Here is a 16,186-nt window from a genome sequence, read left to right as displayed (position 1 = left end):
GGTCAGTCTCCCAGCGGCTGGCGGCTATCTGGGCCGTCGCTGTCCTGGCTGACGCCGCGATGGACGTCGAGCACGTACTTGAGCCGTCGCAGCTTTTCCTTGCTTTGCTCCTGCTGGAGCAGCGCGCACTGGGTGGCCAGCACGTCCATCACCAGCAGCATCGCGTAGCGGGACGCCGACGGCTTGAAAATGAAATCGGTTTCCAGCGTGCGCACCGGCAGCAGCACGTCGGCGCGCGCCGCCAGTGGCGAACCTAGCGCGGTCACGGCGATCAGCTTCGCACCGTACTCGCGCGCCGTATCGCAACTGGCCAGCATCTCGGGCACGTTGCCGCTGGCCGAGAACGCCAGCACCACGTCGTCGCGCGTCAGCGTGGCCGCCACCATCTTTTGCAGCAGGGCGTCCTGATATGTGGCCACGGGCTGCCCCAGTCGTGCCAGCCGGAAGCGCGCCTCGTCGGCCATGAACGTGGAGCCGCCACCCATCCCGAAAGCGTAGACCATGCGTGCGCCGAGCAACAGGCGCGCGGCCTGATCGATTCGTGCGGGGTCGATCAGCTTGCGATTGACCTCCAGCGTGGTCAGCACATCGGTATGGATGCGATCGGTCAGCGTGGCGGGCGTGTCTGCCTCGGTCAGCGCGGGGGCGGGCTGCAGGAAACGCGTGCCCACCGCAGTGGCTTGTGCCAGCCGCAGCTTGAGGTCGCGCACATCGCGGCAACCAATGGCCTTGGCAAAGCGCGTGACGCTGGCCTCACTCACCGCCGCCTTGCGTGCCAGTTCGTTGATGCTGGCTGCAGCCGCGCCGGCCAGATCCTCCAGGATCACCTGCGCCACCTTTTGCTCGGCCAGACGCAGCGACGGGCCACGCTCGGCAATGCGGGTCAGGATGTCGAAGGGTGCGGTCATGGTCGGGGTGGCGGGCGGCACCGGTCATTGCCGGCAACGCATGTTACTTTATAACAAGGGTGAAATATCGTAATTTCAAGGCTATCATTACGTCAATTGAATTTTGACAGGGTGATGTCAGCGATGCGTGAAATAAAGTACCAGACCGGAATGATCGATCCGCTCAACAAGGCGCTGGGCCGTCTGGACGCACCGCTGACCCCATCCGAAGCTGCCCAGCCGGGCTGGAAACTGCTGGACGAGGAACTCAGCCTGCCCGCCGCCGTGCTCTATGAAGAACGGCTCACGCACAACCTCTCGTGGATGCGCAATTTCATGGGCGCCTATGGCGTGCAGCTCGCGCCCCATGGCAAGACAACCATGGCGCCGAAGTTGTTCGCGCGCCAGCTCGCCGAGGGTGCCTGGGGTATCACGCTGGCCACTGCACAACAGACTGCTGCCGCTGCCGCACACGGTGTAAAGCGCGTGCTGATGGCGAATCAGTTGGTGGGGCGCCGCAATATGGAGATCGTGGCCGATCTGCTGCGCGATCCGGACTTCGAATTCTTCACACTGGTCGATTCGGCCGCGCTGACGGATCAGCTTGGCGCGTTCTTCCACGCACGTGGCCAGACACTTCAGGTGCTGCTCGAACTGGGCGTGGAAGGCGGTCGCACGGGCGTGCGCGACGCGGCGCAGCAGGCCGAAGTCCTCGCAGCGCTATCGCGCTGGCCCGATACGCTGGTGCTGGCGGGTGTGGAAGTTTATGAAGGCGTGCTGTCGCAGGAAGCCGATATCCGCCGCTTCCTGCAGCGCACCGTCGCGGTCACGCGCGAACTGGCTGCGGCGGGCCGGTTCGGGCGTAGCCCGGTTGTGATGTCGGGCGCAGGCTCTGCGTGGTACGACGTGGTGGCCGAGGAGTTCGCGCGCACCGAGATCGGCGCGCCGATCGACATCGTGCTGCGTCCGGGCTGCTACCTGACGCATGACGTGGGCATCTACCGCGCGGCGCAGGAGCGTATCCTGAGCAGTAATCCGGTGGCGCAGAAGATGCGCGAGGGATTGCTGCCCGCGCTGCAACTGTGGACGTACGTGCAATCGATTCCCGAGCCAACACGCGCCATCATCGGCCTGGGCAAGCGCGATGCGGCGTTCGATGCCGGCATGCCGGTGCCCGCGCAGATCTACCGTCCGGGCACGGAAGCGCCGATGGCGACGGCGGCGCACTGGAAGGTGACCGGGATGATGGACCAGCACGCCTATCTCGAAATCGAAGCTGGCGACGATATCCGCGTCGGCGATATGATTGCCTTCGACATTTCGCATCCATGCCTGACGTTCGACAAGTGGCGCCATATCCCCGTGCTGGATGGCCAGTTGCGCGTCATCGACATCGTGCAAACCTTCTTCTGATCAGGGAGCGGCACGCGACATGAGCATCGACATTCTTGCCTACGGCGAACCGCTGGTGGAGTTCAACCAGCAGCCAGACGACCCCTCGCGCTACCTGCAGGGCTTCGGTGGCGATACCTCCAATTTTGCGATTGCCGCCGCGCGGCAGGGCGCCAGCGCCGGCTTCGTCGGCGCAGTGGGCAGCGACAGCTTCGGCGAGCGCCTGCTGGCACTCTGGACGCATGAGCGTGTGGATACCCGCCACGTGCACATCGACACGGCCGCGCCGACCGGCGTCTATTTCGTCTCGCACGACAATCACGGCCATCGTTTCGATTACCTGCGCGCGGGCTCGGCATCGAGCCGCTATCACCACGACCAGTTGCCGCTGGCGGCCATCGCGCAGGCTCGCTACCTGCACCTCTCCGGCATCAGCCTGGCCATCAGCACGAGCGCCTGCGACGCAGGGCTGGCCGCGATGGAACACGCGCGCAAGGCCGGCGTGCAGGTCTCGCTCGATACCAACCTGCGGCTGCGCCTGTGGTCCCTGGCCCGCGCGCGCGGCATCATGCGCGAGGCGTTTGCGCTGACCGATGTCTGCCTGCCAAGCTGGGACGACATCACCGTGCTCACCGGCCTCGACGACCGCGATGCCATCGTCGATCACCTGCTCGCCTGCGGCGTGAAGATCATTGCGCTGAAACTGGGCGAGGAGGGCAGCTATGTGGCCACGCCCGAATCACGCGCACTGGTGGCGCCGTATCCGGTGAAGCCGCTCGATGCCACGGGCGCGGGTGACTGCTTTGGCGGCAGCTTTATCGCGCGGCTGGCCGCCGGCGCCGATCCATTCGAGGCGGCTCGCTATGCCAATGTGGCCGCAGCACTCTCGACCACCGGCTATGGCGCCGTGGCGCCGATCCCGCATGCAGACACCGTGCTCGCCCGGCTGGAACAAAACATCTCCGTGATTGCCTGACCTTTCATCGCCGGGTCCAGACACTCATCGAACAATCGCTCAATCGAATTCATACGTCATGCAAATCCAACCCTCTCCGCTACTCGCCCGCCTGACCAACGTCCCCGTGATCCCGGTGCTGGAGTACCACTCGGTAGAGGAAGCCCTGGCCGTCAGCGAGGCGCTGGTCGCCGGTGGCCTGCCCATGCTCGAAATCACGCTGCGTACCCCCGTGGCGCTGCAGGCCATGGAGGCGGTGGCGAAGGCCTTGCCGCAGGCCGTGGTGGGTGCCGGCACGGTACTGACGCTGGAGCAACTGCACGCCGTGCGCGATGCGGGCGCGCAGTTTGCCGTGTCGCCGGGCTTGACGCAGAAACTGGCGGAAGGCGCGCAGGGCGCCGGGATTTCGCTGTTGCCGGGTGTGGCCACGGCCAGCGAAGCCATGTTCGCGCTGGAGTCGGGCTTCTCGTTCCTGAAGTTCTTCCCGGCCGAAGCGGCTGGCGGCGTGCCGATGCTGAAGTCACTCTACGGTCCGCTCTCGCAATTGAAGTTCTGCCCGACCGGCGGCATCGACCTGGCCAAGGCATCCACCTATCTGGCGCTGCCCAACGTGGTGTGCGTTGGTGGATCGTGGGTGGTGCCGAAGGATGCGGTCGCAGCCAAGGACTGGGGTCGCATCCGCAAGCTGGCGGAAGAGGCAGCGCAACTTCGCAAAGCCTGATAGCCGTTCGGGATCTCCGTATCGGTAAAAAATACAAACGCCGCACGGATTGACGCGCGCGTTGGGCAATGCAAAAAGGGCGCCAGTGGCGCCCTTTTTGCGTTCAAGTCTGCGAGGGGATTACTTCGACTTCTCGGCCGAGTTTTCGAGCTTCTGGCCACCCTTCTGAACGTCCTGCCCAAGGCCGGACATCGTGTTGCAACCTGCCATCAGCGTGGCAACCAGTACGCACCAGATCCATCCTTTCTTCATCAGTGGCTCCTTTCAGGGATAGTAGGAAGTGGGCACATTTTATCGTCGCCCCACCCACTGTCGATGCATGATGTGTGCCAATGTGTAAATACGAAAATCTCTGACAGACGGTCCCGTCCATATCGGGTTAGGGCGCGAGCAGACGCCGCGCGCGTTCCGCCACGGCCATATGCGTCTGCGCCAGCCACGTGGCGGGGAAAGGCTGGGCCAGCAGGTATCCCTGCATGCTGTCGCAGCCCCAGCCGCGAATGATGTCGAGCTGGGCCTGCGTTTCGAGTCCCTTGGCACACACCGTCGTGCCCTGGGCTTTCGCCCACACGCAGGCCGCCTGCAGCCTGGCCGAGAGGTCGGGGTGCAGGTGAGCGCTGCCAAGGTGGCGCGCATCGAGCATCACCATGTCCGGGCGCGTCAGCGTCAGCGCGCGACGGCTGGTCGCATCATCCGTGAAGTCGGCCAATGCGATGCCGATGCCGCCGTCGCGCAGCCGCTGGGCCTTTTCGGTGGTGACGTGGGAGTCCGGTACGATGCCGACCGGCACCTCGACGCAGATCTGGCCGGGCGGCAGGCCGCACGCGTCGATGGCGCGGCGTAGCATGCAGATCGTATCGTCGGCCTGCAATTGCGAACTCGTGGCCAGTAGCGTGAACTGCATCGGTCCGATCGACGCGGTTTCGCAAATCAGCTGCAGCAACTGCTGCAATGTCCAGCCGCCGATTTCGTTGATCAGGCCCAGCGTTTCGACGGCGGGCATGAAATCCTGTGGCGCCACGCGGCCCAGCACGGGATGCTGCCAGCGTAGCCGCACGGTGTAGGCCGTGATGACGCCTGAAGAGAGCAGGGCGCGCGGCTGCAACTGCAGGCTCATCTCGCCTCGGCCGATGGCGCCGGGCAGTGCCGCCAGGAGCGTGGCCAGACGCGGCGTGGCAGGCTGGATAGCGGTGTGGATGCCATCGCCGCCGCGCTTGTTCACCTGCAGCATCGCGTCGAAGGCCAGTTGCAGATGTCGCTCCACCCCCGTGTCCGGTTGATCGACCGCGCCGCCGATACTGCAGGACAAGAACACCTCGAAGCCGTCCACGTGGTACGGACGCGTCAGCGCGCTCGCAATCAACTGGCTGAGGTCGCGGACATGGTGCGCGCCGTCGGCCTCGGCATCAGCGTCCGGCAACAGGCATGCCAGACCCAGGTCGGCCGGCCCAAGCCAGTGCATGGCCACTGGCATCGCGGCCACGCTGGCCACGCGCGACTTCACCTGGGCGCGCAGCACGTGAACGCCGTTTGGACCTATGGTGTCGCAAGCATGTGCAAAGCGATCCAGCCGGATCACCAGCACCGCAAGGGAGTGCGTCGCCCCGAACTGGGCACGATGCTCCTCGAGCGCGGCAAGGAAGGATGCCGGCTGCAGGGCGCCACCCGGCGTGTCGGCGGAACGGTCCTCGTCCGCACCTTCGCCGCGTGGCGGATTGGCGTGGCGATCAGGATCCATTGATGAGTGATGCTGGCGCGTTCATCTGTATCGAATTGGCCGGCGATACCCGGACTGCATTCCCGTTCATACGTCATACGGTGGCGCTCTAGTGGCGCCACTCGTTCTCAATGCTGGTTGGTTTGTTGTGACTTTGCGGCCCCGTGGATACCGGCGCCTCGCTGTTCAGCCAGATCATAAGTCAGGCCCGAGCAGATTCGGAAAACTGCTATGCCGAGGTGCGTGGGGCGCCGCACCGATATTTGATTTCTCGCAACGGCCCCAAAGTTGTAGCGGTTGTTGTCTTGACCGTCGCCGTTGAATCGCGATATTCGCGCGAGGGAGCCGTGACGTGCGAAATGAGAAAAACGAAAAAACGGGCGCATGAGGCGCCCGTTTTTGTCTGGTTTTGGCTTTGGCTACGCGTCAGCCCGTGGTCTCAGGCTCGGGGCCATCGTCCGGTGGCACGCGGGATGCCAATACCTTGTCGATCCGCTTGCCGTCCATGTCGATAATCTCGAATTTCCACTCTCCCCACTGCACCGCGTCAGCCGTCATCGGCAACCGGCCCAGCAGCAGCAGGAGCATGCCCGACAGCGTGTGATACCGCTCCTTGTCCTCTTCGGGCACGGCACGCAGGCCGATCCGGTCCTTCAGTTCGGGGATCGGAATCAAACCATCCAGCAGCCACGAGCCATCGTCGCGCTGCACGGCCCATTCTTCGCCAGCGGTTTCCGTCTTGAACTCGCCGGTAATCGCTTCAATCAGATCCTGCAGCGTGACCAGGCCGAGCACCTCGCCGTATTCGTCGATAACAAACGCGATCTGGCCACCGGAGGACCGGAAGTTCTCCAGCAGTTCCATGCCGGTAACGCTCTCTGGCACGAAGACAGCGGCCTGCAGCACGGCGGTCAGGTCCGCTTTCTCGCCGCGCAGGCGCCGCGCCAGCAATTGGCGGGCGCTGACCACGCCAAGAATGTCGTGCATGCCGCCCCGGACCACCGGAAAGCGCGAATGATCGGATTCCTCGATGCGGCGCAGGTTTTCTTCCTCGGTGGACTCCATGTCGAGGTAGACCACGTCGCCGCGCGGCACCATCAACGAAGCGAGTTGGCGGTCATCGAGCCGGAACACGTTGCGCACCATCGTGTGCTCGTGATGCTCGATCACGCCCGCTTCGGAGCCTTCCACCAGCAGCGCGTGGATTTCTTCCTCGGTCACGGCGGGGCCGCGGTCCATCTTGACGCCAAGCAGGCGCAACACGAGCTGCGTGGAGCCCGACAGCAGCTTGACGAACGGCGTGGAAGCCACGGCCAGGAATGCGATGGGGCGGGCCACGAGACGCGCAATCTTCTCGGGCGCCATCTGTCCCAGGCGCTTGGGCACCAGTTCGCCCAGCACAATCGAGAAATAGGTCAGGCCCGCCACGACAATTGCCGTCGCGGTGTAGCCGGCCGTCGTGGCCGGCAGGCCGAAGCCCTGCAGCCAGAGTCCCAGCGGCGAGGCAAGGGCGGATTCGCCGACCACACCGTTGAGCACGCCGATGGATGTGATGCCGATCTGGACAGTGGACAGGAAGCGGGTGGGGTCTTCGCCGAGCTTGACGGCCTCCATCGCACCGCGATCGCCGTCCTCGATCAGGCGCTGCAGCCGGGCCCTGCGGGCCGTGACAAGCGCGATTTCGGACATGGCGAAAAGGCCGTTCAGCAGAATGAGTGCCAGCAGTATGGCAATTTCCATCAGGATGCGCGCCCTGTGCGCGCGGGAATTGAAAAATCAGAGCATACCATCGGCATGTGACCGACCCTGCGTGCTGTGCCCAACACATCACGCGATAAAAGGGCGTTTGCAAGCACGCACAAATCATGCCGGCAGCGGTTTGACATCGCGATCCACGATCGGTCCCGCCGTGGTACGTGCCATGCGCAGTGCGTAGTTTCCGTCGAGCCGGGTCCAGAATTCAGCCGATGTGCCGAAAAATCGTGCCAGCCGCAGTGCGGTCTCCGGAGAGATCTCGCGGTTGCCGGCCACGATGCTCTCGACCCTCTGCACCGGTACGCGCAACGCTACGGCAAGGCCACGCGAATCGAGACGGTTCGGCAGCATGAACTCGCGGTGCAGGATGGTGCCGGGCGGGACGGGCCAGATCGGCTCGCCGGTGGCCAATGGCCTGAAATCCGTATGGAATAGCTTGTCGCGCGGGATCGGCATCATTCGTCCTCCGGATCGCAGGCCGCGATGGCCACGTCCCAGGCGCCGTCGTTGGCGTAGCGGAACTGCACCTGCCACCCCGAGTCGATCCGCAGATGCCAGTGGCCACGATGACGCCCGCGCATGGGCCCGAGTCGGTTGGCGGGCGACGCCAGCAGGTCCGTCAGCGATGCCGCGGCATCGAGCATGTCGAGCTTGCGGCGCGCGGCCTGCTGGATGGGAATCGGTAGTGTGTAGACGAAATGGCCGTGGAACACGGCAGCGGTGGCCTTGTTGGCGAGGGTACGGATCATGGGCGGGCGGTTCGACGAGGGTTTGTGAGGGAGTCCCCATCCTAGGTCGGCCGCAACCCGAACGATATGGGACGATTCTGAAAGCCAGCCGAATTCCGAACCGGCGATCAGACTGGCCTTGACGATGCCGCGTGAATCAATACGATTACCTGCCAGGTAGTCGCCGTTCGGCCACCGCCATGCTGAAATGGACGCCATGGAAACGCTCACACCCAACTCCGAGACCGCCATCGATTTTCCGGACATGCTGCGCTATTGGCGCGGCAAGCGCGGCTACAGCCAGCACGCGTTGTCGCAGGTAGCCGGGGTGTCGCAGCGGCATATCAGCTTTCTGGAGTCCGGGCGTGCCCGCCCCAGCCGCGAGATGGTGCTGGCCTTGGCCGATCGCCTGGCCGTGCCGCTTCGCCAGCGCAACCGGCTGTTGCTGGCGGGCGGCTTCGCGCCCGCCTACAGCGAACACGCACTGGCCTCGCCGCCGATGGAAATGGTGCGCCACGCCATCGGACTGATCCTGTCCAAGCAGGAGCCGTATCCCGCCGTGGTGCTCGACCGCTTCTGGTATCTCGTGGATGCCAACCAGGCGTATCGCCGCATGCTCGGCAAGCTGATGGCGGGCCGACGCGTGGCGACGCTTGATGGTTCCGAGGGTGGTCGCATCAATCTCATGCTGGCTGTATTCGACCCCGACGGCCTGTGGCCGCTCATCGAGAACGCCCGGCAGGTGGGGCGCTACCTGCTGCGGCGGGTGGCGCAGGAGCTGCAGGTGCAGGCCCATGACCAGACCGCCCGCGCGATCTTCGAGCGGATTGCGGCGTGGCATCCGGACATGGTCGGCCCGGGCGGCGTATTGCTGGGCGAAGACGACGCTGCCGAAGGCCCGTTGCCGCCCGTGTTGCCCGTCGTCGTGCGCACGGGCGATTTCCACATCTCCCTGTTCTCGACGCTGACCACGCTTGGCATTCCGCAGGACATCACGCTGCAGGAGTTACGGATCGAATGCTTTTACCCTGCCGATGACGCCACCCGTCACGTGTTCGAGGCGCTGGCCACCGAGGCCTGAAATGACGCCGCTGTCATAAAAGCACAACCGTGCTACTATCGCCGGGCCGTTGCTGCCCCGGTTTTTCGGGCGCCTGCAGCGGCGTCGTTACGTCTTCAGGGCGGGGTGAAAGTCCCCACCGGCGGTATGTGGAAACCATTGCAAGATGCGTTGCCACGAGCCCGCGAGCGCCCGCACTCCCGTGCGGGGTCAGCAGATCTGGTGAGATGCCAGGGCCGACGGTCATAGTCCGGATGAAAGAAGATGGGCGGAATCCGCACGGTGCGTGCGTGCGCGCGGAGCATTGGCCCGGGCTTTGCCATGGGGCGGTGCTGCGCGTGCGCCGGCTGCCGTGCGGTTGCCGCTTGATCGTTCCCCTGAAACGCCCTTGAACTGATTTGCACGGAGCGTTTCACCAATGCTGACTCTCAACAAGACCCCCGGTATCCCCGAAGTTTCCTCAGAACTGGCTGACGATGCCGACCCGCGTCCGCTCGCCGAGCGTATCGCCCAGGCCCTCGATGCCATGCGCGAAGGCCGTCCCGTCGTGCTGCTGGACGACGACGACCGTGAAAACGAAGCCGACCTGATCCTTGCCGCCGAGCGGCTGACCCAGTCCAACATGGCGATGATGATCCGCGAATGCAGCGGCATCGTCTGCCTGTGCCTGACCGCCGACAAGGTGCGCGACCTGGACCTGCGTCCGATGGTCGAGAACAACCGCAGCCAGTACGGCACGGCGTTCACGGTGTCGATCGAGGCACGCGAAGGCGTGAGCACCGGTGTCAGCGCAGCGGATCGCATCACGACGATCCAGGCCGCCATTGCCGATGGCGCGGGCACTGACGCCGTAGTCAGCCCCGGCCACGTGTTCCCGCTGGTAGCAGTGGAAGGCGGCGTGCTCCAGCGTCGCGGCCATACCGAAGGCTCGGTGGAGCTGGCGCGCATGGCTGGCCTGTCGCCGGCTGCGGTGCTGTGCGAACTGATGAATCCGGACGGTACGATGGCACGCCGCGCCGAGGCGCTGGTGTTTGCCCAGACGTATCAGTTGCCGATTCTGACGATTGCCGACCTCGTGGCCTGGCGCGAAATCCACGGCTGATCTGGCGCAATATCAGGCGAAAATCGCACGGAATCCGCGCGCGGGTATTGCCCCCATGGGTAATTCCGCGCGTCACGGGCTGTCGTGATGGTTCCATGCTGTGCGAAAATCCGGGGCTTCTTTCCCGTCTTGACGAGGGTACTCCCCGATGTTCTCCCGCATGCTTGCACGCGCGACCCTGCTCGTTGGCGCGTGTTTCAGTCTCGTGGCCCATGCCGAATCCACCGGTGCGGCGCCTTTCAATTCCAACGCAGTGCGTCCTGCAGCGGCTGCCGGTCTGTATCAGTGCAAAGGCCCGAGCGGCGGCACCGTGTTTCGTGCCTCACCGCGTGAAGACTGTGTCCTGCTGGCTTCGCCCGATCCCGGCGCGCCCGATCCCCGGCGTTGGGTGCCCCTGATGGGTGGCAATGGCGTGGTGTCCTATCTCGATCAGGAATCGATTCGTCGGCGTGGCACCGAGGTAGGTGTGGCGCTGGTCCACAATGCGCCGCCCGGCGTCATCAAGACCGCCAGCGGCGACACGATCCGTTCGTCGCTGAAACGCATGGTGTTCAACTGCGCCACCTCGATGTATGCCGTGATCGAGCAAACGCTCTACAACAAGCGCTACGCACGCGGTGAGTCGCTCTATACGATACGGGGCCCACAGGCCGGCATGCCGATGCCGGCTGCGTCAGGTACCCTGGCGGGCGATCTGGTGACTCGGCTCTGTCACTGAGTTCGAGTCTTGCAGCGGGTGGCACGTCTCGCGCGCCGCCCGCGTCCTGCCACTATTCAACGTTCAACGATTGTCATTCGCCAACGTGACGCGCCTTCCAGGTGCCGTTGGACTGCTTGCAGAACCAGCCCGACCACGCCTCGGTGGCGCTGCCGCGCTTGAGTTCGGACTTCAGCCGGCGGCACGTCTGGCCCTTGTCGGTGCGCGTTTCCACGGGGCTGATCATGCCATCCACCGCCTGGCGGCGGTTCTCGGCCGGGTAGTGCCACTCCACGGCCTTGTTGTCCTCGGTATCCACCAGCGCGGTGCGCACGGACTTCTGCAACGATGCCGCTTCCTTCTGCGTGAGCGTGCCGATAATGCTCCCAGACAGATAATTCTCGAAATACGCGAACGCGGACGGTGAAGCGGCCACGAGCAGGGCGGCAAGGCTGGCGGCTACGGCGATGCCACGGGGTCGGCGAACGTTCATGACGGTTTCCTTGTTGGTGATGGAAGTCGACAACTGACGCTGGCGATTGTAGACGCCTGTCGCGGCGTGCGGTGGATTCCAGCGCACAGCCTTTGACCTCGCCTGCCATCGGAACATGCTCGAAATCCCCCGCGGCGTGCATGCTCCATGCGTGTCTTTTGCCGCCAAAGCCATATGGCGAGCGGCTTTCACCCCACTGGTGAGACATTTTGTTGCAAACGTTGCGGCGCCGAAACGTGACTTTTAAGGCTCGAATTGTTAAGGTTCCGGCTCGCATTGCAACAATCCGGACAAGTCACCGCGACGTTGTCGTCCGTCTTCCATGGCCTAACCTTGGATGATGCGTAGCGCAACAGATCAGGTGCTGGTCCGTCTCTTGCTAAAAGTTGTCGCTGAACCATCGCTTGTCGTCATCGTTGTATCCACGTTGAAGTTTCCTGACGCATTCCGGTGCGGCCGCGTCGTCCGGCTGCCTGTTTCCCCGCTAACCCGATCACCGGCCTTCATGACCGCACATCCCACGTCGTTCCATTCCGCCCAACGCCAGACGGTAGCGCCCGCGCGCCGTTCATCCGGCAGAGGGGGAGCACTGGGGCGATGGATTGGTGGCGGCATGCTGGCCGTGATGGCCCTGACCGCGCACGCCTTCGACTTCGAGACGGTGGCGGCGCGTGCACGGCAACTCTCGGCCTCGCCGTACAAGCCCGCCAAGGCACAGGAACTGCCGCGCGAGTTGAAGGAGCTGTCCTACGAGCGTTACCGCGAGATCGAGTACAAGCCCGAGCGGTTTGCATGGCGCGGTGCGCGATTGCCCTTCGAGATTTCGTTCTTCCATGAGGGCATGGTGTTCGACCAGCCCGTGAGGATCAACGAGGTGGTGAGCGGCAGCGTGCGCGAGTTTCGCTTCGATCCGGCCGCGTTCAACTACGGTTCGCACAAGGTAGACCCGGCCAAGCTCAAGGGGCTGGGCTTTGCTGGCTTCCGGCTGATGTATCCGCTGAACCAGGGCAAGCGCAAGGACGAACTTGCATCGTTCCTCGGTGCGAGCTACTTCCGCGCACTGGGCAAGGACCAATGGTACGGGTTGTCGGCACGCGGCGTGGCCGTGGATACCGCACTTAATTCCGGCGAGGAGTTTCCGCGCTTTGTCGAATACTGGATCGAACGTCCTTCGGCCAACGACAAGCAGCTGACGATCTACGCGCTGATGGATTCGCGACGCATCAGCGGTGCCTACCGGTTTGTCATCAAACCTGGCGACGAGACCGTGATGGAAGTGAAGTCGCGCCTGTTCCTGCGCGAGCATGTCACCAAGCTGGGTCTGGCGCCCCTGACCAGCATGTACCTGTTCGGCGAGAACCAGCCATCTGGCAGCGCCGACTTCCGCCCCGAGGTGCATGACTCCGATGGCCTGTCGGTGCAACTGGGTACGGGCGAGTGGATCTGGCGCCCGCTGGTCAATCCCAAGCGGCTGCTGGTGACCTCGTTCGGTGCCACCAATCCGCAGGGTTACGGCCTGATGCAGCGCGATCGCAGCTTCGACAGCTATCAGGAAATCGGCTCGTGGTACGAGCGCCGGCCGAGCGCGTGGGTGGAACCAAAGGGCAACTGGGGTGCGGGCCGCGTCGAGCTGGTGCAGATTCCCACGCCGGACGAGACCAACGACAACATCGTGGCGTTCTGGGTGCCCGAGAATCCGCCCAAGCCAAAGCAGGCATTCGATTACGAGTACCGCCTCAAATGGCAGAAGGACGGCGAGAACCTGCCGCCGCTGTCGTGGGTGACACAGACGCGTCGGGGCCAGGGCCTCACGCGCAAGCAGGACGACACCAGCTTCTCGCTGGTGGTGGATTTCGAAGGACCGGCTTTCAAGAAGCTGGCCGACGATGTACGGCTCAATCCGGTGGTGTCCGCGGATGCCAACGGCGAGCTGCTGAAAACAATAGTTCAGCGTAACGAAGCCACGGGTGGCTGGCGCATGACGATGTTCATGCGGCGCAAGGACGAGAGCAAGCCGGTTGAGTTGCGCGGCTACCTTCGCAACGGCAATACAACCCTATCCGAGACATGGAGCTACATCCTACCTCCAGGCTGAAGCAGCGCCCGGCTCAGGCGGCCGCGGCATGCGAGCGCTATGTCGATCGCTTGCCGGTCTCGCCGGAACTCCGTGGCGAACTGCTGGCCGACACCCCGAAGCACGTCATCTCGACCGTGCCTGCCGAAGGCATCGAAGTGCCCTCGGCCATGATGGAATTGCAGGCGCGGCTCGCTGGCCGCGACCCGAAGGACAAGGACGCTACCGAATTGGATGCGCGCAGTACCCCGGGTGGGAGCACCTACGCTTCGGTCGGCCGTCGTTTCTCGATGGCCTATGGCAACCCCCAGATCGATGGCGAACCGCTGCTCGAACGTCACGACGACGGCACCGTGCGTGTCCATACGGGGCCGGAACCCGAGCGTGCATCGATGGTGCCGCGCCAATGGCCGCCGCATATCGTATGGGGCGGCATCCGCAATGGCTGGCGAAAGCTGATGGGCCGCTCGCCGGTGCCGGAGACCTGGGACACGCTGCATGATGGTCCCGATGCCGAGGGCAAGTGGCATCCCGCCGGCTCGCATCGCCGCTGGGTGCTGCTCGTACTGGTGGTGATCCAGACCATCACCGCCACCTACTTCATGTCGAACGTGCTGCCGTACCACGGCGCCGATCCGCTCGAAGTGGCGATCCTCACCTTGTTCGCCATTCTGTTCGCCTGGGTGTCCGCCGGTTTCTGGACCGCCATGATGGGCTTCCTCGTCCTGGCAAAGGGTGGCGACAAGCATCTGATCTCGCGCACCGCCGCGACCGATGCGCCAATCGATGCATCCGCGCGCACGGCCATCATCATGCCGATTGCGAACGAGGATGTGACGCGTGTGTTCGCAGGGTTGCGCGCCACGTACGAATCGCTCGAACGGACCGGCGAATTGCAGCATTTCGATTTCTTCGTACTGTCCGATAGCGGCAATCCGGACCTTCGCACGGCGGAGCACGATGCGTGGATGGAACTGTGCCGCGCCGTGGGTGGTTTTGGCCGCGTGTTCTATCGCTGGCGCCGCCATCGCGTGAAGCGCAAGACTGGCAACGTGGCGGATTTCTGCCGCCGCTGGGGCAGCAAGTATCGCTACATGATCGTGCTCGATGCCGACAGCGTCATGAGTGGCGACTGCCTGGCCACGCTGACGCGCCTGATGGAAGCCAATCCGGGCGCCGGCATCATCCAGACCGCACCGCTGGCCGTGGGGCGCGATACGCTCTACGCACGCGTGCAGCAGTTCTCGACGCGCGTCTACGGTCCGTTGTTCACGGCGGGGCTGCACTACTGGCAACTTGGTGAGTCGCACTATTGGGGCCACAATGCCATCATCCGTATCAAGCCGTTCATGGAGCATTGCGGACTGGCGCCACTGCCGGGCAAGGGGCCGCTCTCGGGCGAAATCCTGTCGCACGATTTCGTGGAAGCCGCGATGATGCGTCGCGCAGGGTGGGGCGTGTGGATTGCCTACGACTTGCCAGGTTCGTTCGAAGAACTGCCGCCGAACCTGCTCGATGAGGTGAAACGTGATCGCCGCTGGTGCCAGGGCAACCTGATGAACTTCCGGCTGTGGATGAAACAGGGCTTCCATGCCGTGCACCGCGCCGTGTTCCTGACGGGCATCATGGCCTATGTCTCGGCGCCGCTCTGGTTCCTGTTCCTGCTGCTGTCCACGGCTGCGCTGGCCAAGCATGCACTGGTGCCGCCGGAGTATTTCACCAAGCCTTACCAGTTGTTCCCGACCTGGCCCGAATGGCATCCCGAGAAGGCGTTGGCGCTGTTCTCGGCCACGGCGACATTGCTGTTCCTGCCGAAACTGTTCAGCGTGATTCTGTTGCTCAAGGATGCGAAGCAGTACGGGGGTCCGGTGCGCTTGTTCCTCAGCATGTTGATCGAGATGGCGCTGTCGGCACTGCTGGCGCCCACGCGCATGCTGTTCCATACGAAGTTCGTGATCGCGGCCTACAGCGGGTGGGGCATCTCATGGAAATCGCCGCCGCGCGAGGATGCCGAGACCCATTGGGGCGAGGCGTTCCGCCGACACGGCTGGCACACGGTGCTGGGCATTGTCTGGGGCGCCGGCGTGTACTGGCTGAGCCCGGGCTTCATCTGGTGGCTGCTGCCGATCGTCGGGTCGCTGGCGTTGTCGATTCCCTTGTCGGTCATGCTGTCACGCGTGCCACTGGGCCGTGCAGCACGCCGTGCGGGGCTGTTCATGATCCCGGAAGAAACGCTGGTGCCGCGCGAGATCGTCGAGACGCAGCAGCATGTGGAAAGCGCGCAGCACACGCCGGGGTTTGTCGATGCCGTGGTGGACCCCGTGACCAATGCGCTGATGTGCGCCACGGCCACCGCGCGGACGATCCAGCCCGAGCCGGCCCGAATGCAGCATGCTTCGCTGGTGCAGCATGCGTTGACCAATGGCCCGGGATCGCTGTCGCCGGCCCAGAAGCATGTGTTGCTGGGCGATCCGTTTGCGCTGTCGAAGCTGCACGAACTCGTATGGGGATCGCCGCTCGCGGACAGCGCGTGGAAGGAGACCCGGGTACTGTTGCGCCGCGCGCCGAACGTGCTGCCGCTACGGCCACGCCCGCTCTGACGCGG

General features: G+C 64.3%; 15 protein-coding genes and 1 riboswitch. Of the genes, 8 read left to right on the top strand and 7 right to left on the bottom strand.

The genetic code is table 11. The features are described 5' to 3' along the window. Window positions 1-2: 2 nt before the first annotated feature. Window positions 3-908 carry a MurR/RpiR family transcriptional regulator gene (locus FFS21_RS04370; protein WP_137923718.1) on the bottom strand — a complete coding sequence of 302 codons (906 nt, stop codon included), beginning with the start codon at window positions 906-908 and terminating at the stop codon, window positions 3-5. A gap of 123 nt (window positions 909-1,031) precedes the next feature. On the opposite strand from FFS21_RS04370, the gene FFS21_RS04365 reads away from it, so the two are divergent. From FFS21_RS04365 to FFS21_RS04355, 3 genes are read left to right on the top strand one after another with little or no spacing between them, the layout of a single operon-like run. Further along, the gene (locus tag FFS21_RS04365) at window positions 1,032-2,300 is read left to right on the top strand and encodes an amino acid deaminase (RefSeq protein ID WP_137923717.1); all 1,269 of its coding nucleotides are present in this window, start codon (window positions 1,032-1,034) and stop codon (window positions 2,298-2,300) included. 19 nt (window positions 2,301-2,319) lie between these two features. After that, the gene (locus tag FFS21_RS04360; RefSeq protein WP_137923716.1) at window positions 2,320-3,255 is read left to right on the top strand and encodes a sugar kinase; all 936 of its coding nucleotides are present in this window, start codon (window positions 2,320-2,322) and stop codon (window positions 3,253-3,255) included. A 58-nt stretch (window positions 3,256-3,313) separates the two neighbouring features. Next, window positions 3,314-3,955, top strand: a complete 642-nt coding sequence (locus tag FFS21_RS04355) for a bifunctional 4-hydroxy-2-oxoglutarate aldolase/2-dehydro-3-deoxy-phosphogluconate aldolase (protein ID WP_137923715.1) — start codon at window positions 3,314-3,316, stop codon at window positions 3,953-3,955. Between the two features lie 120 nt (window positions 3,956-4,075). Here FFS21_RS04355 and FFS21_RS04350 read toward each other — a convergent pair whose 3' ends face one another. From FFS21_RS04350 to FFS21_RS04330, 5 genes are all read right to left on the bottom strand, one after another. Then, a complete protein-coding gene (locus FFS21_RS04350; protein ID WP_137923714.1) occupies window positions 4,076-4,207 on the bottom strand; it encodes an entericidin A/B family lipoprotein in 132 nt (43 codons plus the stop codon). Between the two features lie 127 nt (window positions 4,208-4,334). Then, on the bottom strand, window positions 4,335-5,693 hold the full coding sequence (locus tag FFS21_RS04345) for a GGDEF domain-containing protein (RefSeq protein ID WP_137923713.1): 1,359 nt from the start codon (window positions 5,691-5,693) through the stop codon (window positions 4,335-4,337). Window positions 5,694-6,098: 405 nt separating this feature from the next. Further along, a complete protein-coding gene (locus FFS21_RS04340) occupies window positions 6,099-7,412 on the bottom strand; it encodes a hemolysin family protein (RefSeq protein ID WP_137923712.1) in 1,314 nt (437 codons plus the stop codon). 123 nt (window positions 7,413-7,535) lie between these two features. Then, window positions 7,536-7,886 (bottom strand): HigA family addiction module antitoxin, encoded by a 351-nt coding sequence (locus FFS21_RS04335; RefSeq protein WP_249359127.1) that lies wholly within the window; start codon window positions 7,884-7,886, stop codon window positions 7,536-7,538. After that, window positions 7,883-8,176 carry a type II toxin-antitoxin system RelE/ParE family toxin gene (locus FFS21_RS04330; protein ID WP_137923711.1) on the bottom strand — a complete coding sequence of 98 codons (294 nt, stop codon included), beginning with the start codon at window positions 8,174-8,176 and terminating at the stop codon, window positions 7,883-7,885. The genes FFS21_RS04335 and FFS21_RS04330 overlap by 4 nt, the downstream gene beginning before the upstream one ends. A 196-nt stretch (window positions 8,177-8,372) precedes the next feature. Between FFS21_RS04330 and FFS21_RS04325 the strand changes: the two genes are divergently transcribed. From FFS21_RS04325 to FFS21_RS04315, 3 genes are all read left to right on the top strand, one after another. Further along, window positions 8,373-9,236: a helix-turn-helix domain-containing protein gene (locus FFS21_RS04325; protein ID WP_137923710.1), complete on the top strand. Its 864-nt coding sequence runs from the start codon at window positions 8,373-8,375 to the stop codon at window positions 9,234-9,236. 87 nt (window positions 9,237-9,323) lie between these two features. Then, window positions 9,324-9,485, top strand: a riboswitch (FMN riboswitch). A gap of 148 nt (window positions 9,486-9,633) precedes the next feature. Beyond that, entirely contained in the window at window positions 9,634-10,317 is a 684-nt protein-coding gene (ribB, locus tag FFS21_RS04320; RefSeq protein WP_137923709.1) for a 3,4-dihydroxy-2-butanone-4-phosphate synthase, read from the top strand. A 148-nt stretch (window positions 10,318-10,465) separates the two neighbouring features. Continuing rightward, window positions 10,466-11,035 (top strand): surface-adhesin E family protein, encoded by a 570-nt coding sequence (locus FFS21_RS04315; RefSeq protein ID WP_137923708.1) that lies wholly within the window; start codon window positions 10,466-10,468, stop codon window positions 11,033-11,035. A gap of 73 nt (window positions 11,036-11,108) precedes the next feature. On the opposite strand, the gene FFS21_RS04310 is transcribed toward FFS21_RS04315, so the two are convergent. Continuing rightward, a complete protein-coding gene (locus tag FFS21_RS04310; protein WP_137923707.1) occupies window positions 11,109-11,507 on the bottom strand; it encodes an RT0821/Lpp0805 family surface protein in 399 nt (132 codons plus the stop codon). 505 nt (window positions 11,508-12,012) lie between these two features. Here FFS21_RS04310 and FFS21_RS04305 point away from each other — a divergent pair. Both FFS21_RS04305 and mdoH read left to right on the top strand, forming a co-directional pair. Next, a complete protein-coding gene (locus FFS21_RS04305; RefSeq protein ID WP_137923706.1) occupies window positions 12,013-13,602 on the top strand; it encodes a glucan biosynthesis protein G in 1,590 nt (529 codons plus the stop codon). After that, a complete protein-coding gene (gene mdoH / locus FFS21_RS04300; protein WP_137923705.1) occupies window positions 13,575-16,181 on the top strand; it encodes a glucans biosynthesis glucosyltransferase MdoH in 2,607 nt (868 codons plus the stop codon). The genes FFS21_RS04305 and mdoH overlap by 28 nt, the downstream gene beginning before the upstream one ends. Window positions 16,182-16,186: the final 5 nt, after the last annotated feature.

This window comes from Cupriavidus sp. 2SB, assembly GCF_005503625.1.
Taxonomy (GTDB): Bacteria; Pseudomonadota; Gammaproteobacteria; order Burkholderiales; family Burkholderiaceae; genus Cupriavidus.
This window is presented reverse-complemented; position numbering and strand designations above follow the sequence as displayed.